This is a genomic window from candidate division KSB1 bacterium (assembly GCA_016214895.1).
GTDB lineage: Bacteria > Electryoneota > RPQS01 > RPQS01 > RPQS01 > JACRMR01.
Window position 1 is genome coordinate 154,199 of the sequence record JACRMR010000002.1, and the last position, 22,474, is coordinate 176,672.

The 22,474-nt window shown below is 60.8% G+C and carries 13 protein-coding genes; 9 read left to right on the plus strand and 4 right to left on the minus strand.

Annotated elements, in window-relative coordinates; translation table 11 throughout:
- Positions 1–12: 12 nt before the first annotated feature.
- Positions 13–5,817 (minus strand): choice-of-anchor J domain-containing protein, encoded by a 5,805-nt coding sequence (locus HZB60_00585; GenBank protein MBI5058256.1) that lies wholly within the window; start codon positions 5,815–5,817, stop codon positions 13–15.
- 178 nt (positions 5,818–5,995) lie between these two features.
- Between HZB60_00585 and proC the strand changes: the two genes are divergently transcribed.
- Positions 5,996–6,850 (plus strand): pyrroline-5-carboxylate reductase, encoded by an 855-nt coding sequence (gene proC / locus HZB60_00590; protein ID MBI5058257.1) that lies wholly within the window; start codon positions 5,996–5,998, stop codon positions 6,848–6,850.
- Positions 6,851–7,011: 161 nt separating this feature from the next.
- Here proC and HZB60_00595 read toward each other — a convergent pair whose 3' ends face one another.
- Positions 7,012–8,631, minus strand: coding sequence for a T9SS type A sorting domain-containing protein (locus HZB60_00595; GenBank protein ID MBI5058258.1), 1,620 nt, complete (start codon positions 8,629–8,631; stop codon positions 7,012–7,014).
- Between the two features lie 3 nt (positions 8,632–8,634).
- Positions 8,635–9,030 (minus strand): hypothetical protein, encoded by a 396-nt coding sequence (locus HZB60_00600; GenBank protein MBI5058259.1) that lies wholly within the window; start codon positions 9,028–9,030, stop codon positions 8,635–8,637.
- A gap of 313 nt (positions 9,031–9,343) precedes the next feature.
- Between HZB60_00600 and HZB60_00605 the strand changes: the two genes are divergently transcribed.
- The 8 genes from HZB60_00605 (at position 9,344) to HZB60_00640 (ending at position 21,397) form a co-directional block, all read left to right on the plus strand.
- Complete coding sequence (locus HZB60_00605; protein ID MBI5058260.1) at positions 9,344–10,855, plus strand: carboxypeptidase M32; 1,512 nt, start codon at positions 9,344–9,346, stop codon at positions 10,853–10,855.
- A gap of 704 nt (positions 10,856–11,559) precedes the next feature.
- The gene (locus HZB60_00610; protein ID MBI5058261.1) at positions 11,560–12,000 is read left to right on the plus strand and encodes a MarR family transcriptional regulator; all 441 of its coding nucleotides are present in this window, start codon (positions 11,560–11,562) and stop codon (positions 11,998–12,000) included.
- A gap of 7 nt (positions 12,001–12,007) precedes the next feature.
- Positions 12,008–14,287, plus strand: coding sequence for a TonB-dependent receptor (locus tag HZB60_00615; GenBank protein MBI5058262.1), 2,280 nt, complete (start codon positions 12,008–12,010; stop codon positions 14,285–14,287).
- A gap of 3 nt (positions 14,288–14,290) precedes the next feature.
- On the plus strand, positions 14,291–15,187 hold the full coding sequence (locus HZB60_00620) for a DUF4249 family protein (GenBank protein ID MBI5058263.1): 897 nt from the start codon (positions 14,291–14,293) through the stop codon (positions 15,185–15,187).
- The gene (locus HZB60_00625) at positions 15,184–15,735 is read left to right on the plus strand and encodes an HAD family hydrolase (GenBank protein MBI5058264.1); all 552 of its coding nucleotides are present in this window, start codon (positions 15,184–15,186) and stop codon (positions 15,733–15,735) included. Before HZB60_00620 ends, HZB60_00625 begins: the two co-directional genes overlap by 4 nt.
- A gap of 492 nt (positions 15,736–16,227) precedes the next feature.
- Positions 16,228–18,153 (plus strand): T9SS type A sorting domain-containing protein, encoded by a 1,926-nt coding sequence (locus HZB60_00630; protein MBI5058265.1) that lies wholly within the window; start codon positions 16,228–16,230, stop codon positions 18,151–18,153.
- A 308-nt stretch (positions 18,154–18,461) separates the two neighbouring features.
- Complete coding sequence (locus HZB60_00635; GenBank protein ID MBI5058266.1) at positions 18,462–20,153, plus strand: sigma 54-interacting transcriptional regulator; 1,692 nt, start codon at positions 18,462–18,464, stop codon at positions 20,151–20,153.
- 152 nt (positions 20,154–20,305) lie between these two features.
- Positions 20,306–21,397, plus strand: a complete 1,092-nt coding sequence (locus HZB60_00640) for a histidinol-phosphate transaminase (GenBank protein MBI5058267.1) — start codon at positions 20,306–20,308, stop codon at positions 21,395–21,397.
- A gap of 83 nt (positions 21,398–21,480) precedes the next feature.
- On the opposite strand, the gene HZB60_00645 is transcribed toward HZB60_00640, so the two are convergent.
- Positions 21,481–22,371, minus strand: coding sequence for a hypothetical protein (locus HZB60_00645; protein MBI5058268.1), 891 nt, complete (start codon positions 22,369–22,371; stop codon positions 21,481–21,483).
- Positions 22,372–22,474 lie beyond the last annotated feature (103 nt).

Here is a 22,474-nt window from a genome sequence, read left to right on the forward strand (position 1 = left end):
TCGTTTTTAGCACTATCGAGGAGGCGGTGGCGCGCGGAAGGGCGGAGGTTCCGTGTCCGCTGTGACCATGTAGAAGCGACGGCTAAGCGGCGAGAAGTTCAGGTCCTCAAACTGCGTGTCCACGGTGATTCCAATTTCATTGGCGGGAATCGGTTCCACCGCGATCGTATCCGACGCGTACACGTGATAACTTGCCGCGCGTTCGACGGACAGCCAGTGCAGCAGCAGACGACCGCCCTCCAAGTCACAGGTCAGATAGGGAACGGTGTCCGGCGGAATGGCCACCGTGTACTCATCCGCGCCGATATCCGGCGTCGCGGAGCGAAGCTCACCGTCGATATCGCTCGTCAGCGCGGCCAGCGCCAGCCCCAGTCCGTCCACCGCGACGGAGTCGGGGCGAATGTGGAGATCGGACGCGCTGATGAATCCGGGCTCGCGACTGTAGCCGTGCAAATCGTACGCGGCGGCTTGCCAGGCCGCGAAGGTCACAAAGGATTGGGTACCGAGCCGAGCGACGGAAAAGGCCGGAGCCGACCCGAAGATATCGTTGTAATCGCTCTGCAAGCCTTCGCCGGTGGCGTGCAGGATCGCGTAATTCGCGCTGCCGGTCTCCCGTGAGACCAGGATGTTGTTCTGCAGGGTATGGGTGCTGGAATTGGAAATGAACACGCACGCGATTTCGCCGGCCGGTGTTACTTCGTCGAGCAGGATACTGTTGTTGAACACGAGATTCGTGCCGGACGACAGGTAGATCGCGTTGATGCGCAACGACCAGACATCGGAAAAATCATAAATAAAGTTGTTGGTGATCGTGACGGCGGCGCCGGCGGCCGCCGCGGCATAGACGCCGACGGCGCGATTAGTCACGGAGAGCGAATGATCGCTGAAGCCATGAATCCGATTCGCGTTGATGACGGCGCTGCCGCCGTTGTCGAGGCTGGCGACGAACACGCCGTAACAGGGTGCCGCCATTTCCGTGGGGAATCCGGGTTCAATGTCGTTGCCTTCGACCAGGGCCGCCACCTGATTGTCGAGCGAGACGCCGTAGCGCACGGCGGTAATCGAGCAGCCGCGAATGCTGTTGCCAAAGGACTGCGCCACTGCGCCGCCCGAGAATCCGATCCCGGTATAGGTGCCCGAAATCACGCAAGCGACCACGGTGTTACTGTCATTGCGGTCCAGGTCGAAGTGAATGCCGATGGAGTTCGAGTTCGTGGAATCCGGCCCGCGCACGAGGCAATTCGACAATGTGTTGTGCGTGGCGGTCTGGTGCAGGAGGACCGCTTCCGTCGCGGAGAGACCGGCACGGATATCGAATCGAGAGAGCGTGACGTAAGAACACCCGCGAAGTTCAACCACGGCTTGTCCCGCCGGATTAGTTAGCACGGGCGGCGACGCGGAGTCGGCGGCCAGAAAGACGACCGGGTTCGCGGCCGATGCGCCGGGAATCGGCGTGAGCAGCAGGGACTCGAAATAGTTGCCGGCGGCCACGGCGAGCAGCACCGAATCGGCGACGCCGCGCAACGTCAGGTGTCGAGCGGCGACGCCGAGGTTCGCAAAGTCCGAAACAGAGCCGCCAACCTGATAGCTGCCCTCGAGCGGCGGTCCGACCACCGTGACCGGATAGGCGACACTGTCATTCAAAGGAATCGCGTCGCCGGGCAGGAACGCCTTGACCTTGAGACTTCCGTCCTGCAGGTCCGTGGACGGTGTCAACCACCACAGGCTGACGGTGTCGATCTCGCCGGGCGTCAACGAGATCACGAGTTCGTCCAGCGGAGCATCGTTGAAGAACAGGCGAACCGGAACTTCGAGCTGCGCTTGAGTTCCGGCGTTGCGCACGATGGCGACAACCTGGCCAACCGAGTCCGCAGGAATGGTCGGCAGCGGTTCCGCCCACTGTACGGAATAGTCGTTGGCGGCCGCTACATAATCGTATTCATCCGCGCCGATATCCGGCGGACTCTGGCGGTAGTCGAGGTCGATATCGAGGCTCAGTCCGGACAGGTCGAGGCCGCGGCCATCCGCCGTCGCAACATTCCGAAGGACGTGCAGATCCGTTTCATTCACGAAGCCGGCATCGCCGGATACACTGTGCGAATCCGCGGCGGTGCCCGCCGTCCAGGCCGCGAGCGACGGATAGAGCGTCGCGCCCGCGCGGCCCATGTAGAACGGCGCGCCCGCCGACAACCGCGAACCGTCGATGAGATTGTAATCCGAAACCAATGCTCCCGCGGCGCGAACCAGCGCATAGGAGTTGTTATCGGAGTCCGAGATACGGATGCTGTTGTTGCGAACGGCTGCCGGAGTCACCGAGGTGTCATAGATCGCGATGACGTCCCCCCCGGGCGGGATGTCGGACAGGCAGATACTATTGTGGTCAACCTGCGCAGCGCCGGAACGCAAACATACGGCGAAGACCGAGCCGCCGCTGGATGTCAGCCGCGAGATGAAGTTGTTGCAGATTTCCGCGAGACCCGTCCCCGCGTTGGAGTAGATGCCGTACTGCGTGCCGACGATGCCCGCGCCCGTGATGCGGTTTCGTTCGATGCGACAGACCTGCGCGGCCGTATGCGAGCCGATATAGAGCCCGGCGCAGGAGACGGTCGCGCCGGCATATCCGCAGGTGATCCGGTTGTCGGTGTACGCGGCCTGCTGCTGATAGTCCGCGCGCAGTCCGTAGCGGCAGTCGGAGATGTCCCCGTTGTCAAAGACATTCCCGCTATCCGCGAGACTGGCGGTGCCTTCGAGTCGCACGCCGATGTACGCGCCGCTGACGGCCAACGAGTGAAACGAGTTCCCGTCATTGCCGCCGCCATAGACGCGCAAGCCATAGGCGGTTGTCATGGTCTGCGACGAGCCACGGACGCTGCCGCCGGAAATCGTGTTACGGTCGGCGCCGTTGGTCAGAACCACGGAGGTCGTGGAGGGTAGCACCGCCTCGAAGTCGATTCCGTCAACGGCGACGAAATCGGCACCGTTCAGCGTCAGCGCGGGGTCGCCGCCGGCGGAGCGAAGCAGCGCGGCGCCCTCTTCCATGGGATCGCGATGAAAGAGGATGGCGTTGATCGCGGAAGCGCCTGGAATGGGCGGGATCGTGACAGCTTCGGTGTAGGTCAGGGCCGCCACGTCGAACATGACGGGACCCACGACGCCCCGACTCGCCAGGTCCGCAACCGCCGCCGAGAACGTCGGATACTCCGCGCCGATACCGCCGATGCGGTAGCTGCCATTCAGGGCCGGATTGACGACGGTGATCCAAATTCCGGTGGAATCGTTATCCGGCTCGGCGTCGAGCGGAAGATCGCTGCGAACGGTCAGATATCCCGCCGCGGGCGCGAGCGGAGTCGGCCAGCTAAATTCCAGGGTGTCCACCTCGAGCGCGGCGAGCGAGACCGGGAGGGTTGTGACCACAACATTCTGGTAAAGCAAACGCACGGGCACGGCCGTCTGCGGCGCCGAGCCGCGATTCAGCAGGACGGCGCGCACCGCAACGGAAGTCCCGACGACGGGCGCTCCCCACAATTGCGGAACGTCAATCACGGCGTAATCATGGCTCGGCGCGGAAAAGGCATACTCATCCGCGCCGCGATCCGGAGGCAGCGACCGCAGGTCGCCGTCGATGTCACGCGGAGCACACGGAACCACGTCGCCGTTCTGATGAGCAAGCGAACTGAGCGGCGTAAGGTGCAGATCCTGGTCGCTCGCAAACTGTGGATTGCCCTCCGCGCTGCATGTGTCATAGCCGAGCACGCGCCACGAAGTCAGCGCAGCATAGTCCACGCCGAGCCGGGCGAGGCGGTAGTTGGCGCCCGTGCCCTGAAAAACATTGTGATCCGATGCGAGGCCGGTCGTCGAATTGAGAAAGAACAGGTTGTATGCCGAGGCGGTCAGCTCACGGTTGGCAAGAATGTTGTTCAGAAATGAGACCGTACCGCCGCCAAGGTTCGCAACATAGACAGAGTAGGCCGAGCCGGTCGCCGGGACGTCGTTCAGCAGGATGCTGTTGTTCGCAAGTTCGCAGCGACCGGAGGAGACCAATACGCCCCTGGTCTGTGAGGTCCCGGTGTTCTGGAAACCGTAGATGAAATTGTTCACCAGCCGCACGACGGCGGCAGCGGAATCGGGTTTGACGCGGATACCGACCGCGAAGGGACCCGACGTGGTCATCCCATGAATCTTGTTCGCTGAAATCAACGTGGTATCCATGGGCAACATGGTGCCGAGCTGGATGCCGGCGACATCCTCAACCGAACCGGCGTTCACACTGATGTCGTTGCCGGAGACGAGGCCGGCCCGCACCCGTGCAAGATATACCCCGCGACGAACGGAGTCAATCCGACAGCCAGTCACGGAGACTGAGTCGAGAACGGTGGTCCCGGATTCGATATGAACGCCGTCGGCGAAGCGGCGGATCGTCAGGCTGTCCAGTTGGATGTTGGCGCAATCCGATCCGCGAATGCGCACGCCGTCGGAATTGTTATTGGTGGCCGTGTAGCCGCGGATCGTCATGCCGCGGAGCACGACGTCCCGGCAGTTCGCATCGAGCAACACGCCATGCACGACGTTGGCTGCTTCCGCCCGGACGTCGAACCCGGTCAGCGTGATCGCCGCGCAATCGTGGAGACGTATCACGCTGGAATCGGACGAACCCGCATAGCGGATGACCACGGAATCGGCGTCGGTAGCGCGAGTGATTTCGAGCGGACTTGAAATACCGGTGCCGGGAATGGCAGGGATCGTGAGCTGTTCGGTGTAGGTGCCGGCGGCGACCCGGATCTCGGAGGGAGCCTCAATTCCGTTGGCGGCGAGATAGCCGATCGCACCGGCAAACGAATTGAAGTCCCCATCCGCACCGCCGAGCTTGTACTCCCCGGCGAGCGGGCCGTTCCCCACGCTGAAACTCCAAACCGGGCCGATCGATTGGCCGACGCCGTTGCCGCACACGACACGCCAGTACCACGTCTGGCCGCCGACGTAATTGGACGGCGGATCGTAGTCCGAGAATGCCGATCCCGCGGCGACGAGCGCGGTCGGCTGGAGCGTACTCACGTCGGACAGTGATTGCGACAGGTAGAGATCGGTAGCGACGGTCCAGCTGCCGTTGGTCCACAGCAAGGTCGTGGCTGTGGCGACTCCCGATGCGCCATCGGCAGGCTCGGGACTTGCCGGTAGTTGCGCGGCGGCCGCGACCTCGGGACCGCGAACGCTATCCACATACACGTTGTTATCAGCGGAGGCCCAGTCCGATGAGACGAACGCGAGGCGAATAACATCTCCGGAAAACGGAGTGAGATCGACGCTGAAGTGCCGATACGTGGACGCGAAGTCTCCACCGGTGCCCGGTTTCAGAGTAAGCAACGTCGTCGAGAAGTCGGTGACCGTATTTCCGCCGTGACTCAGCAGTAGGCGCAGAGTGTCGTCGGTTGATTCCGCATTCAGGGCCGGGAACTGCGTTCGCGCATAGAATTGAAGGAGGTCTGATCCGATCGTCGGCTGAAGCGGCGGAGTTACCAGCCAGCGTCGGGAAACATCTGATGGCCCAAGATTTTCGGCCGGGGAGTAGCCGCTCCAGCCCCAGCCGGACTCGAAGCGCGGGGAGCGCGTCCAGGTGGCGTTTCCAGAGTCGGACTGAAAGGTGGACCATCCCGCAGGAGGGAAGACAATCGAGAAGTTCTCGCCAAGGGGGGTCGCTTGAGCTATGGCGACCGTGATCGCCAGGCAAACCCAAGCACGAATTCCCCACCCGGCCGAGCGAATGGTTCGTCGGGCGTGGGGGGCGCTTGGCCGGGAGCGTTGAGGACTTCGAATCTGCATGGAGGTACACTATCTCTAACTTAACAAGATAATACTGCAAGCGCCGCTTGACAAGCCTAAGGCGGTGAATTCTTGGATTCGTGCAAGTTATTGGTGGCCCGGCAGAGTCCGAAATCATTGAACTTGTGGGATTTTTCGTGTATCTTAGCCTAACATACCTCTACGCAAGGCGCACAGATTGGCTACACCAAAGACACTCAGGATCGCGGTCATCGGCGGCGGGAAGATCGGCGAGGCGCTGCTCGGCGGCCTACTTAAGTCTAAGTTTATCAAGACTGATACGGTTGTCGTGACGACCGCCCATGGCGAGACGGCCCTGGCCGTCGGTCGGCGGCTGGGGGTGAAGGCCCACACTGATAATCTCAGGGCGGTTCATCAGGCTCAAGTCGTGATTATCGCGACCAAGCCGAAGCAGCTTCCGACCGTTTGCGCGTCGATTCGCGGTCGTGTCGCCAAATCGGCGCTGGTGGTTTCGCTCGCGACGGGGGTTTCCACCGAGGCGATCGAACGGGCACTGGGCGGGCGAGTGGCCGTGGTGCGGGCGATGCCGAATACTCCCATCGCGATCGGAAAGGGGATGACGGTACTCTGTCGCGGCCGGTATGCGACGGACGCGCAGCTGGAACTGACGAACCAGATCTTCTCCACCGTCGGGCAGGTGGCCACGGTTGATGAAGAACTGATGAACGCTTCGACCGGCCTCAGCGCCTCGGGACCGGCGTATGTGTTCGTCATCATCGAATCGCTGGCCGAAGCCGGCGTGAAAGTCGGCCTGCCGCGCGAACTTGCGACCCGCTTGGCGGCGCAAGCCGTGCTCGGAGCCGCCGCGATGGTGCTGGAGAGCGGCAAACATCCCGCCCTGCTGAAAGACAGTGTCACCACTCCGGCCGGAGTGACGATCGACGGGCTGATGGAGCTTGAGCAGGGAGGCCTGCGCGTCGCGCTGATCAAGGCCATCATGATGAGTACCCGGCGCGCCGCGGAGATTCAAGCGTCGATACCGGTGCAGGTGAAGAGGAAGCGGAAAGTCTGATAGGAATCCCGAAAACGCGCACCCGATGCTCCGCGTTGCGTTGGGGGAGGCAAGCGCGGGATTCCGGCGGGGACACAGTCCCCGCTCGGCGAGGCCGAACATTGAACGGGCGACCCGAGAGGCCGCCCGTAGAGAAAGTCCGGAATAGAATCTTGGCGGCGCTACTTCAGCAGGATCAGGCGAGCGGAAGCGTTGTCGAGTCGGCAGAAATACATTCCTGAGGGTAGCATCACGGCCGTCCAGCGCGCCGCGGTCGTGTGCGGCGGAACGACCAGCCGATCGACAAGCTGTCCGGTCAGATTGAACACATACAGCTCACGACGGACTGGCTGCGAAATAAACGTCAGCGTGGTCGAGGCGTTGAACGGATTGGGATACGCGGCCAGGAACTGATGGCGGTCGGCTATTGGTGGTCGCTCGCCCGGCACCGAGAAGTCGGGCGGCGCGGTCAACCACGGCTCGAAATCCACATTGCCGAAGATGCGGTCGCCAAGTCCGTTGGGGTTCAGTTCAGAGTTGTACGGACCGCTGGGATCGCCCCAGTAGTTCGAATCGAGGTCGATGGTCTCCGAGTCGCCGTAGAGATCGGAGAATGCCGCACCAGTGTTGCCGCGAAAGAGACTGTTGACAATCCGATAGCTGTCCCCGTTGGTTGCGCTAATGGCCGCTGTGGTATCCCAAGCGCCGGACGTGATGTTCCCGACGAACTCAGAATTGCGGATGGTGACTGCGCCATTCGACGTGATGCAGCTCCAGCGTGTTGATTGGTTATGCTCGAAAGTGCAGCCGTCAATTTCGTACGCGCCGTAGCCCAGACTGAGCGCGGCGGGTGGAAAGCCGCTAACGTTATCGGAGAAGATGCAGTCGCGAAGAATGAGGCTCTCGTTGAAAGCAACGATCGGCGACAGGTACCCGCTGTTGCCGACAAACTGGCAACGCTCGAAGGTCGCTGCGCTATCCTGAGTTCCGCCGACCGAGTGGCCCATTCCCTCCATCTCCGTCAAGTTACCCACGAACCGGCAATCCGTGAAGCGGGCGGGAGAGCGAAGTACGGCCATCGCCTCGCGGATGACACCCTGCTCCGCCCCGTTGGAGTCAAACAGCACGTCCGCGAATTCCACGGTGCCATCGACAGCGGCAAATACAGAGCCGTGCGGTCCGCGGTTCCGTGTGAGTCGCGAATGGCGGACTTCGATATTCGCACAATCGAAGAGCGTGATCGCATACTGTACCAGTGCGACGTGGTCGCGGATTACTGTGGAATCGAGAATGATCTCCGGCGCGCCGCGTCCGAAGATTGCCGCTCCCGTGTAGGCCGTACTCTCGTGCAAGTCGCAACGCCGCAAGTGAACGGAGCCGGAATCCAAAAATATCGCACCGCCAACCACGGTGCTATCGGGCAGCACTAAGGTTCCGTGTCCGCCAGTTAACGTGATGCCTACGAGCTGCGCCGTCGCGCCGTGCGGAACGATGAGCATGGAGCCACTGTCGGGCGGGAACTCGGCGGGCATGGTCCAAATCGTAGCCGGAATGTCCGTGGTGTCGCCACTGAACAGGTACTCGCCGGCGATTGTACGGAATCCCGGCGGCATCACGATATGTTCCGCGTGTTGGAGATGCGCCAACAAGATCGTGTCGCCGTTGAGGCTTGTCGCGAGGGCGGACTCGATCGTCGGGAACTCCTGCGGCACGCGGAGGACTGCCGCGCTGGAAATCACTGAAGTCGCGGAAACAACCAGCGCCAGACCGATGATTTGAGTGAGTCGGCGGCCGGACTTCATGGCTTAGTTCCCTGTGCAGTCAAAGTGAATCTTCGCCCGACAGAGGTCAACTCCGGGCTCGCAAGCGGTGGGAATTGGACCCATGATGACATCCAGCGTGATCCTGTAGTTGTGCCCGGCGGTCAATTGCACGGTCGGGGCACCCGCCGCGCAGCCGTCAATGCTGTTGGTGAAGGTGAAGTTGAGCAGTTCATTCTGGTATCCGGGGGTCTCATCCAGTAGCAGAAAGCTGTAGAGGTAGTTGGCGCAGATGTACGTGTATTCGTACTTGTACGTGCCGGTGACGCTTTCCGTCCACGTCGCATCTTTGGCCGTAAGACCGGAGGTGACTCTCGCCACAAACGGCCCCTGAACTTGGGCCGACGCGGTTTGCGAGGTGGCGAAGAAGTTAATTGCCATGAGCGCAATGATGAGAATTGCGCTCAGACGATGGGGGGGGTGAATTTCATGATGTTTTCCTCTTGGTTGCTTAAGTCGAGATTTGGTACATTCGCTGCCGGCCGCCCAACTCAACTATATCTTATATCACCGGACGCACAATGTCAAGAGTCCGAGACAAGATTGAGAAATTAGTTGTTGCAGATCAGCCATTGTGTTCATATCTTGCACACCTGCTGCGACAATAGTGTCGCATGACCCTCCAAACAAACGGCGCTCGCCGGACTGATCGCGTCGTCATTTCCAAATCTTCAACTTCAACACAGATCACAGTATGGCTGATGCTCTCCACCTCTACGACGAACTCGTCACACGGTACAAGGAATATGCGGTGCTGTCCTCGGTTACGGGAGTGCTGCACTGGGATATGCAGGTGATGATGTCACCCAAGGGTGCCGAACGCCGCGCCAATCAGATGGCGCTGCTCTCCGGCATCATGCACGACCGACTCACCGCGCCACGCATCGGCGAGCTGGTCGAGCGGCTCTCGGTCTCGCCGAACGGACTTTCGGACGCGCAGCAGGCGAACCTTCGCGAGATCGGACGCGACTACCGACTGGCGACGAAAGTCCCGAAGGAGTTGGTCGAAGAAATGAGCCGGCAACAGTCGGTCAGTCACGAAGTTTGGGCGAAGGCCCGCGAAGTCGGCGACTTCCCGATGTTCGCGCCGCATCTCGAAAAGCTGGTGGCGTTGTCCAAGCAGAAGGCCGAGTATCTTGGCTATGTGGACACGCCGTACGACGCGATGCTGGACCTCTACGAGCCGGGCGGAACGACCGCCTTTTTCACGACGCTGTTTGACCAAGTCAAGGCCGCGAACGTGCCGCTGGTCAAACGCATCGTTGACTCGCCCGTGAAGGCGGACCGCCGATTCCTGAGTAATGAATACGATCCGGAGTTGCAGAAGCAGTTTGGACGGGACGTGATGAAGCAGCTCGGATTCGATGCCAAAGGCGGACGGCTCGACACGTCGATCCATCCGTTCTGCAGCGGAGCCAAGGGGGATATCCGGATCACGACACGGTACAATCCGCGCGCACCGCAGCAGGCGCTGTTCGGGATCATTCACGAAACCGGCCACGCACTCTATGAGCAGGAGGTCAGCGCGGAGCATCTCGACACGCCGCTGTCGGAAGCGCTCAGCATGGGCATGCATGAGTCGCAGTCCCGGATGTGGGAGAATCTGGTGGGTCGCGGCAAGCCGTTCTGGACGTACTTCTATCCGCGACTCCAGAGCTACTTCCCGCAGCAGACGGAGGGAGTATCCATGGAGCAGTTTGTGCTCGCCATCAACCATGTGGAGCGTTCGCTCGTCCGCGTCGAAGCGGACGAGATGACTTATGATCTGCACATTATTCTGCGATTCGAGATCGAGCGCGATCTGTTCGCCGGGAAAGTGTCCGTTTCCGACCTGCCAAGGGTGTGGAACCGGAAGATCGAAGAATACCTCGGACTAACGCCCAAGAACGACGGCAAGGAAGGCGTGATGCAGGACGTCCATTGGTGCGAGGCCTACTTCGGCTACTTCCCGTCCTACAGCCTGGGTAACTTCGCCGCCGCACAATTCTGGGGAGCCATGCGGCGCGAGCTGCCGCAGCTGGACCAGAAGATGGAGCGCGGAGAGTTCGGCGACATTCTGGCCTGGCTGCGGGAGAAGGTACACCTCCACGGACGGCGCTTCGGGCGGGACGAGCTGATGACGCGGGCGACCGGCAAGGCGCTGGATACCGCGGACTATGTACAGTACCTCCGCAATAAATACTCGGAGTTGTACAGGCTGAGCTAAGGCGGAAGACCGGCGGCGCTGTTGTCCTATACGTCGTGGTCGGGGCACATTGGAGACAAGTGCCGCCGCGGGGTGATCGGGGCGGTCGGGGCACTTGGAGACAAGTGCCGCCGCGAGGTGATCGGGGTGGTCGGGGCACTTGGAGACAAGTGCCGCCGCGGGGTGCTCGGGGTGGCCGGGGCACTTGGAGACAAGTGCCGCCGCGAGGTGGTCGGGGTGGTCGGGGCACTTGGAGACAAGTGCCGCCGCGAGGTGATCGTCGTGGTCGGGGCACTTGGAGACAAGTGCCGCCGCGGGGTGATCGGGGCGGTCGGGGCACTTGGAGACAAGTGCCGCCGCGGGGTGACAAAACGGGCGGCGCAGCCTGCCCCTACACCTGGCGGGGTATGCTGAAACATTCTTGGTGGTCGGTATATCATAGAAGTGGGCAGGTCGGGCGACCTGCCCACTTCCCGTTCTGAGAGGCTTACGCCAAGATTTTCTCGTCAGCTTGATAGAATCAGTTATTAAAAATCAATTATTTGCGTGTTTCACATTGCGAATTCCCATATTGACTCTTTGGTCGGTTTGTTTTATTTTACGTATGTACCTTTCATGTGCTAACATTACGTTAACAAATTTTGAACGACCAAGAACAGCACTCCCTCGGCCCCTTTGCGGTTGACTTAGAGTCCCGAGAGGACATCTCAAATTCGATTCCGCGCATGGTGATCATGCTGGGGGACCTGTATGATCGGGGTGGCGACACCTATATTTTCGGGCCGCATGGCCTGACGACCGCCAAGTACGCCATGCTGGCGACGATCGCAGGCAGTCCGGTTCCGCTCTCGATGACGCAGCTCCGGGAATGCGTTATGAAGAGCGCCGCCAACCTGACGCAGATGATCGATGCCCTTGAGCGCGACGGATTGGTGCGCCGGCAAGCAATGCCGAAGGACCGCCGGGTCAACCTCGTGGAAATCACGGATGCCGGACGTGATCGCGTGGCGCAGGTTGAGGCGTTCATGCGGAGCACGATGGCCGCGTACTTTCAAGGTTTCTCCGATACGGAATTGCGTGAGTTCGCCCGACTGTTACAACACTTCGCGGCGCATGAGCTCGCGGCGATGAAAATCCCGCCAATTCCACCACATCAAACCACCTGACAGGAAGATGAAGAAATGCAATCGACGCCGAACCGTTTGCGGCGTCACGAGTTGGAAAGCGATTGTGATCGCGTTACTGGCGGCGCAGGCCGCGTGGGCCGGCGTCACGGTTTCCGGCAAGATCAAAGACCGGGAGACGGGCGAGTCCGTGCCCAGTGCATCCGTACAAGTCATGGGCACCGGCCGCGGTGCCGCCACGAATGTGGAAGGTTTCTTCTCGATTCCCGATTTGCAGCCGGGCAGCATTACCTTACTTATCAGTTCGCTGGGATACGCCGCGCTCAAGAAAGAGCTCATGCTGGAAGCGGGCAATGACATGCAGCTTGACTTGAAGGTCGTGCCCGAGGCCGTACAGATGATGGAAATCAATGTCGAGGCCGAGATCCAGAATCGCGGCGAGCGCGAGTACACGCCGCAGGTCGCGCAATATACGATGGAGACCAAAGAGCTGGCCAAGCTGCCGCGGCTCGCCGAAGCGGACCTGTTTCGCTCCCTGCAGTTTATTCCCGGTGTGCTGCCGACTTCGGACTTCTCCTCGGAACTCAACATCTGGGGCGGATCGAGCGATCAGAACTTGATTCTGCTGAACGGGATTGAGGTCTATAAACCGACGCACCTCGGCGGTCTGTTCTCGACGTTCAACATGGATGCGATCAAAGATGTCAAGTTGATCAAGGGCGGATTTCCGGCGAAGTACGGCGGCCGGCTGTCGGCAGTGGTCGATGTCGCGGATCGCGAAGGCAATCGCAACCAGATGCATGGCAAACTCGGGATTTCGCTGTTGTCAAGTCAGGCGACGCTCGAGGGGCCGGTCCCGCGCGGTTCGTGGCTGTTGGCCGGGCGGCGAACATATGTGGACGCCGCGACCAAGCTGCTGAGTTCCGCCGGGGTGATCGACGAGACCAGCGAGTTCCCGTATTACTTCTATGATCTGAACGCCAAAGTCACGCGCGACTTCGCGAACGGCGATCGCCTGACTCCGTCCGCATATCTCGGTTCCGACGTGCTCAATATTACGTCCACCACGGAGGACCGGATCCATCTCGACTGGGGCAACAAGACCTACAGCCTGCCCTTCGTTCACATTTGGAATCACAAGCTGTTTTCCACGAACACGCTCGCGGGCAGCCACTACAAGTCCACGATGCGGTTCGAGACCGCCGAAGAGTGGTCCGAATTCCGCAATCGTGTGAATGACTTCACACTGAAGTCGGACTACACGTGGTTTGCCAACGCGCGGAACACGTTCGATTTCGGGATCATGGCCAAGGACCTCGAATGCCTGTTCACCGTGCTGAGTAACACGACAACGTTCACGGACGGCACGTATCACGGTTGGCAGTATGCCGCCTACCTGCAGGACGACTTTCGCGTCAACCATACGCTTACGCTCTCGCCGGGGCTGCGGGTCGAACACAATACGCTCTCCGATCAGACCGAAGGGTTGCCGCGGTTCGCGGTCAAGCAAGAGCTGACGCCGACTTCTTCCATCAGCGCGGCGACCGGAATCTATGTGCAGCCATTTCAGCAGATCACGTTCGGCGACAATTTCGCCTCGCTGTTCAATTCCTACGTGCTGCTCGATAAATCGTTCAGCCCGAACCGGGCCTATCACTATGCCTTGACCTATGAGAACGACTGGGAGGGGCCATGGAAGCTCTCGGCCGGATCGTACTTCAAGGATTTTGCGCGCGTGATCGAATGGAATCCGTACTACATCCCCAAGGAAAGTGACGAACTGGGCGATATCTTCACGGTCGGCGACGGGCAGGCTTATGGCGCGGACGTCTATTTGCAAGGGCACTTCGACCGCTACACGATTCTGGCCGGATACGGGGTGGGACGCGCGGATCGCGCGTTCCCGTTCTGGGACGAAGGCGACAAGTATCCCGCGAGCTATGATCGCCTGCACAATTTGAATCTGTTCGTCAGCAAGAAGATCCGCAAACGCGGGAGTCTCGAAGCGCGCTTCAACTATGGCAGCGGGAATCCGGTCACCCGTGCCGAGGGGATCTACTCGCCGGGCATCGGTCTGCCGCCCTACTTCTTCGATCCGGGAGACAAAAACGGTTATCGCCTGCCGGCCTACAACCGACTCGACGTCGCCTACCGGCTGCGGTATGAGGGCAAGCGCTGGACGTTCAGTCCGTACATCGAGATCACCAATCTTTACAACCAGAAGAACATTCTGACCTTTGCCTACGAGCTGGGGCCGAATCCGGTCAAGATCAACGAGACCGGACAGATTCCGTTCCTGCCCTCCATCGGCTTCACCGCGGAGTTTTAAGCCATGAAAACAAGACTCAACTATCTCGCCGGGCTGTGCCTGACGGTGATGATGCTCGCGGGCGCGGGCTGCGACAACTCGGGGGAGTCCAACTTCGTCGAGCAATACGTCCTGGACGGCTTCATGCCGCTGGGACAGCCGCTGCGGATCCGGTTGACCAAGAGCGTGGACATTGACAACTACTACGATGGACAGGCGCTCGGCGTTGCCGGGGCGCAAGTGGTGATCCGGGAGTCGCTGAACGGAGACACCGCCGAGTATGCGCTCGTCGCCGATACCACCGGTCCCGTCGGCAACTACATTGCGACGACGCCATCAGCGATCGCGCGCAGTGGTTACAGCTACTCGTTGCGTGTGGACCTCGACGGCCAGGTGATTACCGCCCGGACGTCGCCCGCACCGCCCCCGGTTCGCCTGGACAGTTGTTACAACGGCAGCGCCAAGGTCGAGAGCTTCGCGGATTCCACCGACCCCGAGACATATGAGTACCGGGAGGGCAACTACTACGGGCTGTTTTTCAGCATGGACGCCGGCGCGGCGGGCATCAATTTCTTTATCGAGAATCTCGAGCCGGACTGGTATTCGAATGAGGACCGTGGGGTCTCCGGCCATAATGGCCCGGACCAGAGCAACGTCTGGGCATGGACGATTCGCGACGGCAACTACTTTGCGGTGCCGCCGGTGGTGCTCGGCTTTCAGGGGCGCCACCGCGTGCGCGCGATGACGTGCGACTCCGCCGCGTACGACTATTTCCTGACGTTGTTTCCGGGTGACCCGAATTCGAATCCGACGACCAACGTGACCGGCGCGCTGGGGTTGTTCTCGGTCTATGACGCGGATACGGCGTATTTTTGTATGATGGACCCGGAAGCGGATGTTCACGACTGGTGCGACCGATGACGCGCGAGCAGGCGTGGGAGCTGCTGTGCGAATGGACGCCCTCTGAGAGCCTGCGCAAGCACATGTTGGCGGTGGAAGCCGCGATGCGATTCTATGCGCGCCGCTTCGACGAGCCGGAAGAGGAATGGGGCATCGTAGGCTTGCTGCATGACTTCGACTATGAACGCTACCCGACCGAACAGGACCATCCGTACCGGGGAGTTGAACACCTCAGGACTCAGGCAGTGCCGGAGGCATGGCTGGAGGCGATTCTGGCGCACGCCGCGTACACCGGCGTTGAACCGACATCGCTGATGGCCAAAACGCTGCTGGCGTGCGACGAACTGACCGGGTTGATCACCGCGACGGTTTACGTCCAGCCGACCAAGAAGATCGCCGATCTGAAGCCCAGTTCGGTGCGGAAACGCATGAAGGAAAGTGGGTTCGCGCGCAAGGTGAACCGCGAGGATATCGTGCGCGGAGCCGAACTGCTTGGAATTAGTCTCGACGAACATATTGTGAACGTCGTGGAGGCGATGCGGGAATCGGCCGAGGCGCTGGGGATGTAAGAGGAACCCGCGGATCCGCGGAATTGCAAGAAAGCGGCTGTCCGGAATGTCCGGACCGCCGCTTTGCCTTATTTGGCGGTGCCTCGGCGGGGACTTGCCGATTCCGGGCACATGGAGACATGTGCCTCGGCGGTTCACTTCGGCGGTGCCCCGGCGGACAAGGACTTGCCGATTCCGGGCACATGGAGACATGTGCCTCGGCGGTTCACTTCGGCGGTGCCACGGCGGATGGAGACTTGCCGATTCCAGGCACAAGGAGACATGTGCCTCGGCGGTTCACTTCGGCGGTGCCTCGGCGGGGACTTGGGTCGGTGCTGCGGCGGGACTTGCTCCACGCCCCCGCTATGCGGCCATTGTTCTCGGTTTGAGTCTAATTTCATGCCGGGCTTGACAATGGATCAACAGTTTCATACATTTAATATGCGTATGCGGTGACGACCGCAGTTTTCTAACCTCTTTTTAATCAACACCTTCAGCGGAGGAGGTCGAGACATGTTTCGCAACTCTTGTATCAGCCTGTTGGCACTCTTGGTGATCGCATCCACCAGTGAGGCCGCCCGACCTGCAAAGGACCGCGTCGTCGGTCCTGTTTTTATGACTGGATTGGAAGAAACCAGCTTCAGCGCGGACGATCCGGGGTACCGCCCCGGACATCCGACGCTTGATGACACGATGCGCATCGGGACGACTTGGTATGACCTGCAATCGAATGGCACGATGGGCAAGCAAGTCAGCGTGGGCGGAGGCTATGTGCATTTCGTGTGGACGAATGGTCTGAATCTGGGCTCCTCGATCCGTCACGTCTATTACAACGCGTGGGATATCGAGGCCCAACAGTTTTCGTCCGCGGTCGGAGCGCAAGTGGACGCGTCAACTCGCGCGGGATTCGGGGTTAGCACCACGAATGTCGAAGGCTTCTGTTTCCCGGCATTTCACCAGGCCTTCGGCGGGAATCCATACACAGCCGTGGCTATCGACTACCTGCCGGGCAGCGGCGCGTTCACAACCCTCGAAGTCCCGCACCTGACCGGTGACCCGCAGATTATCTGGCCGAAGATCGACGTGGATGTGGAAGGCAATCTGCACATTGTTTCCACCGAAAGCGGCGGGTCCAGCCTGGACTACTACGTGAAGGGAGTGCCCGAAATTGTGGGCGGCGAAGGCCTGACCATCGACTTCCCGGATCCCTGGTTGGAGTGGGATGCGGCAACCTTCATCACGATGGACGTCGCGTGCGGCCGGCATTCGCCGCGCGTAGCCGTGGCGTGGCTGAATGAGAACGGCGGCGGCGAGGCGACAGATCCGACGAATGCTTACCTGCGGATCTCCGAAGATGCCGGCCTGACGTGGGGGGACATCATCGAGATCACCGAGATTCAACCGCTCGACACGGACTGCGTCGAGTTCGGCGGCGACCCGAATGTGTGCAACGGCGATACGATGCATCCGTGGATCGACCTGTCCGTGATCATGGACGACAACGACTCGGTCCACGTCGCGTTCTCGGCGAACGGCTATTTCTACTGGGACACCGACGGAACGGTGTTTGACGGCGGGTTGGTGTATTCGACACTCTGGCATTGGTATGAAGGCCGCGACGAACTGAACATCATTCACGATGCGTGGTACGCTCACCGGGATGTCGCACTCGGTGCGAACAACCTGATGGTGCATCGCCCCAATCTGGCGGTGGACACGACGAACGGGTTCCTGTATTGCTCGTTCCAGAAGTTTGACAGCTTGCAGGTGAGCCATGATCTCGGCTTCCCCTCCGGCGATGCCTACATCACTGTCTCTACGACCGGCGGTCGGACCTGGTCCGCGGCGCTGAACGTGTCGAACACCGTGACGGACAGCGGAGCCCCCGCCGGAGAATGTCTGAGCGAACGGGATATCAGTATCGCCGATATCGTGACGGACGGGACCGTGCACATGCAGTACATGCTCGATCTCGATTGCGGGACATCCGTACTCTCGACGGGCGAAGGCGACCCAACGCTGAACCCGGAATTCTACGTGCCGATTCCGGTAACGGACATTCCGCTACGCCCGCTGGTCAATCCGTACCGGAATTTCCATGCCGACTCGTCGGGCTATCCATGGGACCTGGATACACTGGATATTTCGGCGGAGCAGCGGCGAGAGTCGCCGCGCAACTTCGCGCTGTATCAGAACTACCCGAATCCCTTCAACCCCTCGACTCAGATTCAGTTTGATTTGGCGACGGCAGGGAGCGTCGAGTTGACCGTGTTCGATCTGACCGGACGCGAAGTCGTGCAGTTGCTGCAGGCCGAGCGCCTGGCCGCGGGCGCGCATGTCGTCGAGTTCAACGCATCCGATTTGTCGTCCGGCGTTTATTTCTACCGGTTGACGGTCAAGGACCTGAGTCAGACGCGAAAGATGATGTTGATCCGATAGGTCCGATTCTGGCTTCGCCAGGGCTGCCGGAGGTTTGATCGCCTCCGGCAGCCCCGGTTCGGAAGCTCGGGATGGAGAGCCCGGCGGGCGGAACTCGCCGGAACTGTCCGGCTGTAAACCATCGCAGAGATCAAACTACAGCAGCGACTCCCTGCTCGTCGGCGACGGCAGAGCGTGGAATTGGTGGCAACGCCCGACGGTTCGCTTGCTGTTCGGCCTTCCATGCGAAACACGTCTGGTCGTCGGCGGCGCAGCCCCTCGGCGGTGCGTACGCCGGTTGTTCGAAAGTAAATCTGCAGAGGTATTCTATGCATAAACTTACCAGAATTCTCTTCGTGGACGGTCGTGACCGGAAACACCCGCAGCTGGTCAGATCGTTCCGCAATCAGTTCGACGACGTCGTCGAAGCCGCCGATTGCGATGACGCACTCCAACAGATGCGCCGTCGCCGGTTCGACATCCTGTTCTTTGGGGAATGGCCCGACAGCACGCATGCCCTGGCGCTGCTGAGGGCGGCCCGCGAGCGGAGCACGGCCCTGTCCTACTTCGCGTACGACCGCGAGCGGGGAACCGAGTCGGTGGTCAATGCGGTGCCGATTGACGGCGACGACGTGATTGTGCGCTCCGTCGAGGGCGAAACGCCGGAACAGTGGGTGCAGCTGTCGCTCGACCACGTGCGGGAAGTAAAAGCCCGGCACGACGGACTCCGATACCTGCGCAACGTTTTCTGCACGTCGGATGAGGCTCTGATTTTTGTCGCCGGTGACGGCAGGATTGTCGATATGAATCACGCCGCGGCCGAGATGCTGGGGATCAAACTCAGTGCCTGCGCAGGGCTGAAGTTCACCGATGTCGCCGGCAAGACCGAGCCGACATTTGAGGGAATGCTTAGGCATTGCCGCGAATCCGCGACGCAAGTGGTGTTGGAGTCCATCCATCTGCGCGGCGCCGGAGGTGCCCCGGTGATCGCGGCGGCACGACTGCGCGCGCTCAGAACATCGACAGGCGATTGCGAAGGATTGATGATGTGGATCCGGCCGGTGCAGCGGGGATTCAAAGATGTTGCGCACGGCGATGCCGTGCTTGCCGATGAGCTCGCCGGGACTTCCGCCGCGATGCGCGACGTGCTGGCCGACGTCAAGCGAGCCGCGCAGGGGGCGACGGCCGTCTTGATCTCCGGAGAGGCCGGGACCGGCAAACGATTTGCCGCGCGCGAGATTCACCTGAGCAGTCACCGTTCGACCGGTCCGTTCGTCGTCGTGCACTGCGGCTCCGTACCCGAGCCCTTGCTGGAAGGCGTGCTATTCGGCGATCATTCCGAGCACGAAGGTCCGGGCCGCCTCGTTGCCGCCGTCGGCGGCACGCTGTTGATCGCCGATATCCCGCAACTCCCGCCGCGATTGCAGGAGCGGTTGTGCCGGATGCTGGTTTCCGGATACGCGGACGGCCGACTCGGAACGCGGGTGCCGCTGGATGTGCAGGTGATTGCCACGAGTCGCCGACCGCTTATTGAGTCGGTGGCACGCGGGGAGTTCAGCGAAGAGCTGTACGAACGGCTGCGCAAGATGGAAATCAATCTCCCGCCATTGCGCGAGCGCCGTGAAGATATTCCGTTTCTCGCGGAGCGCTTGCGGCCGCGGCTGAACAGCCGGTTGAGTCTGGGCGTTCAGCGAATCGACGAAGAGGCGATGCAGATGCTATCCGGTTTCAGCTGGCCGGGAAACGTATGGCAGCTGGAGCAGGTACTCGAGAAAGCGTTTGCCGCGTGCGGAGCCTGTGTGGTGCAGTCCCAACATCTTCCGATAGAGATTCGCGAAGGGTCCGGCTGTGCCGCGAGCGCCCGCCGCGCGCGGGACGATGCGCAGCGGGAAGAGTTGATCGATATCCTGAACTGGGCGGGCTGGAACAAATCCAAAGCCGCGCGCAAGCTCGGAATCAGCCGCGAAACGCTGTATCGCCGGATGGAGAAATTCGAGCTCGAAGATCGCGCGGAAGCGTGAGTTGACCGCGGCGAGATTCTGAGACTGTTGGATCCGCACGCGCCGGATCGGAACGGGGCGCCGTACTCGCGGTTGCCCCGTCGTTTCCTGAACGTTATCTGCTCCCGGGCCGGACTGTCGGGTCCGCCACCGTTTCACTATTGACTGCTGCCATGCCGTTAGTCCCTCCGTACGTTTCCGCTTTGGTGCCCTATCAGCCGGGGCGCTCGGCCGACGAAGTCCGCCGCGAGTTCGGCGTTGACAAGGTGATCAAGCTCGCATCCAACGAGAATCCGCTGGGACCGTCGCCGCGGGCGATCGTGAAACTCATGAAAGTGGCGGAGGAGCTTCACATCTATCCGGACGGCGGCTTGAAACTTCGGCGAGTGCTGGCCGAGCAGTTTCATGTCAAGCTCGCGAATGTGGTGGTCGGCTCGGGTTCCGAGGCGATCATGTCGAACATTATCCGCGCCTTTCTGCTTGATGATGAAGAAGTGCTGACGGCGGAAGGTACCTTCATCGGGTTCTATGTTTTGGCGCGTTCGCGCGGGGTGAAACTGGTCACCGTTCCCCTGCGGGATTACCGGTTCGACCTGGAAGCCATGGCGGAGGCGATCCACCCGAAGACCAAGATTGTATATCTGGCCAATCCGAATAATCCGACGGGAACGATCTTCACGCGGGCTGAATTTGAACGGTTCATGAAACGCGTGCCGGAGTCAACGCTGGTGATTCTGGATGAGGCCTATTTCGAATACGCGCGGAGCAACCCGGCCTATCCGGACTCGATGCAGTACCGGTTCGACAATGTGATCACGCTGCGCACCTTTTCGAAGTGTTACGGTCTGGCCGGAATTCGCATCGGTTACGGTTTCGCGCACGAGGAACTCTGCGAAAACGTGCGCAAGGTGAAACTGCCGTTCGAGCCGTCGCTGATGGCCGAGGCTGCCGGACTCGGTGCACTGGAAGACGCGGATTTCTTGCAGCGAACGCTGGAAACCAATCGCCACGGGAAGCTGCAACTGCAGGCCGCGTTCACCGAGCTCGGATTGCGTTGGGTGCCGACGGAGGCCAACTTCTTCCTGGTGGAGTTTGGTTCGCAAGACGACGCTATCGGACTCTATCAACAACTATTGCGGCGGGGTGTGATCGTGCGTCCGTTGGCTGCCTTCGGGCTGCCCCACTGCTTGCGAATTACGATTGGGACCGAAGAGCAGAACGACGGGTTAATCACCGCGTTACAGGAGTCACTGGTGACCGCCTAAGCGCGCCAAGGCAAGGTCTTGAACCAGCACGAACCCCCGCTTTCGCGGGGGTTCGTGTGTCATGAACTAAGATTGCTCGCGGCCTACGGCCCAAGCGACAGTTCGAAGAGCTCGCCGTCGCTAATGTAAGCCAGAAGGGTGGCATGAAAGCTCAGTGCCGGATCCGAGGGGTAGCAGGACGGCGGCAGGGGAACTGATTCCGTGTTGCCGGTCGCCGCTCGCCAGAGCCGGATTGCCGAGGATCGCCCATTATCGGCAAAGACCGTGTAGGCAACCGTCTGCGAATCCCCCGACCAGCCGGGATTCCCCGCCTTACTGATTCGCTGAACCGTGCCGTCGGCAATCCAGACCAGACTCAAGTTGATAATGGGCTGCGCGCTGACGAGCGCCACCCATTTTCCGTCCGGAGAGGTTTCCATACCGGCGATCTTCTCGGCAGGAGTTGACCGGTACACGGTGTCGCCGGCGGCATTGATTACCCAGCAAGCACCGGAAGTTGGATCGAGGTAGGGGGCGGCTGTGCGAGGCTTGTTCGAAACATCGAGCAGGGGACCGCTGAGGGAGGAACGGTACCAGAGCTTGTCCTCGATGACATACGGTCCGTTGCTGGGGCCGACGTTCGTCGTGCGCGGGACGGGGTCGTAGGTCCAGAGGTCGGTCGAGAGCATGCGCTCGGAACGGTTGGGGTCGGCCATGGATGCTTGCCGGAAGAGGAGGCGATTATGTCCAGGCTCGAAGCAGAATCGGCGGCCGGGCTTTTGCGCCTTCACGACCGGGCGGGTGGCACCCGAGGCCCGATCGCGGAACCAGATCTCGGTCTGCGAGGCGTTGGTGAAAGCGAGGTAGCTCCCGCTGGCGTCATAGACGGGTTGCTGCCAGTCTTCGCCAGTCTTGGCCACGAGCTTGACGGGCGAGGCCGCCCAGACGCTGCCACCCAGCAAACAGGCAAACACAAAAGAAATCAAATGCTTCATGCGGGGAAGGGGAGAGGGTTCCGGATTGCAGAGGCCATATCGAGTTCAGGGGCGGCGGAGACGGCAGACGCCCGGTCATAGGCCATTGTTTATATAATGGGTT

Excerpts from the sequence above, each read along its gene's own strand:
- HZB60_00635 (MBI5058266.1), top strand. The coding sequence starts at position 18,462 with ATGCATAAACTTACCAGAATTCTCTTCGTGGACGGTCGTGACCGGAAA.
- HZB60_00600 (MBI5058259.1), bottom strand. The coding sequence starts at position 9,030 with ATGGCAATTAACTTCTTCGCCACCTCGCAAACCGCGTCGGCCCAAGTT.
- HZB60_00595 (MBI5058258.1), bottom strand. The coding sequence starts at position 8,631 with ATGAAGTCCGGCCGCCGACTCACTCAAATCATCGGTCTGGCGCTGGTT.
- HZB60_00630 (MBI5058265.1), top strand. The coding sequence starts at position 16,228 with ATGTTTCGCAACTCTTGTATCAGCCTGTTGGCACTCTTGGTGATCGCA.
- HZB60_00615 (MBI5058262.1), top strand. The coding sequence starts at position 12,008 with ATGAAGAAATGCAATCGACGCCGAACCGTTTGCGGCGTCACGAGTTGG.
- HZB60_00645 (MBI5058268.1), bottom strand. The coding sequence starts at position 22,371 with ATGAAGCATTTGATTTCTTTTGTGTTTGCCTGTTTGCTGGGTGGCAGC.
- HZB60_00610 (MBI5058261.1), top strand. The coding sequence starts at position 11,560 with ATGGTGATCATGCTGGGGGACCTGTATGATCGGGGTGGCGACACCTAT.
- HZB60_00625 (MBI5058264.1), top strand. The coding sequence starts at position 15,184 with ATGACGCGCGAGCAGGCGTGGGAGCTGCTGTGCGAATGGACGCCCTCT.
- HZB60_00585 (MBI5058256.1), bottom strand. The coding sequence starts at position 5,817 with ATGCAGATTCGAAGTCCTCAACGCTCCCGGCCAAGCGCCCCCCACGCC.
- HZB60_00620 (MBI5058263.1), top strand. The coding sequence starts at position 14,291 with ATGAAAACAAGACTCAACTATCTCGCCGGGCTGTGCCTGACGGTGATG.
- HZB60_00640 (MBI5058267.1), top strand. The coding sequence starts at position 20,306 with ATGCCGTTAGTCCCTCCGTACGTTTCCGCTTTGGTGCCCTATCAGCCG.
- HZB60_00605 (MBI5058260.1), top strand. The coding sequence starts at position 9,344 with ATGGCTGATGCTCTCCACCTCTACGACGAACTCGTCACACGGTACAAG.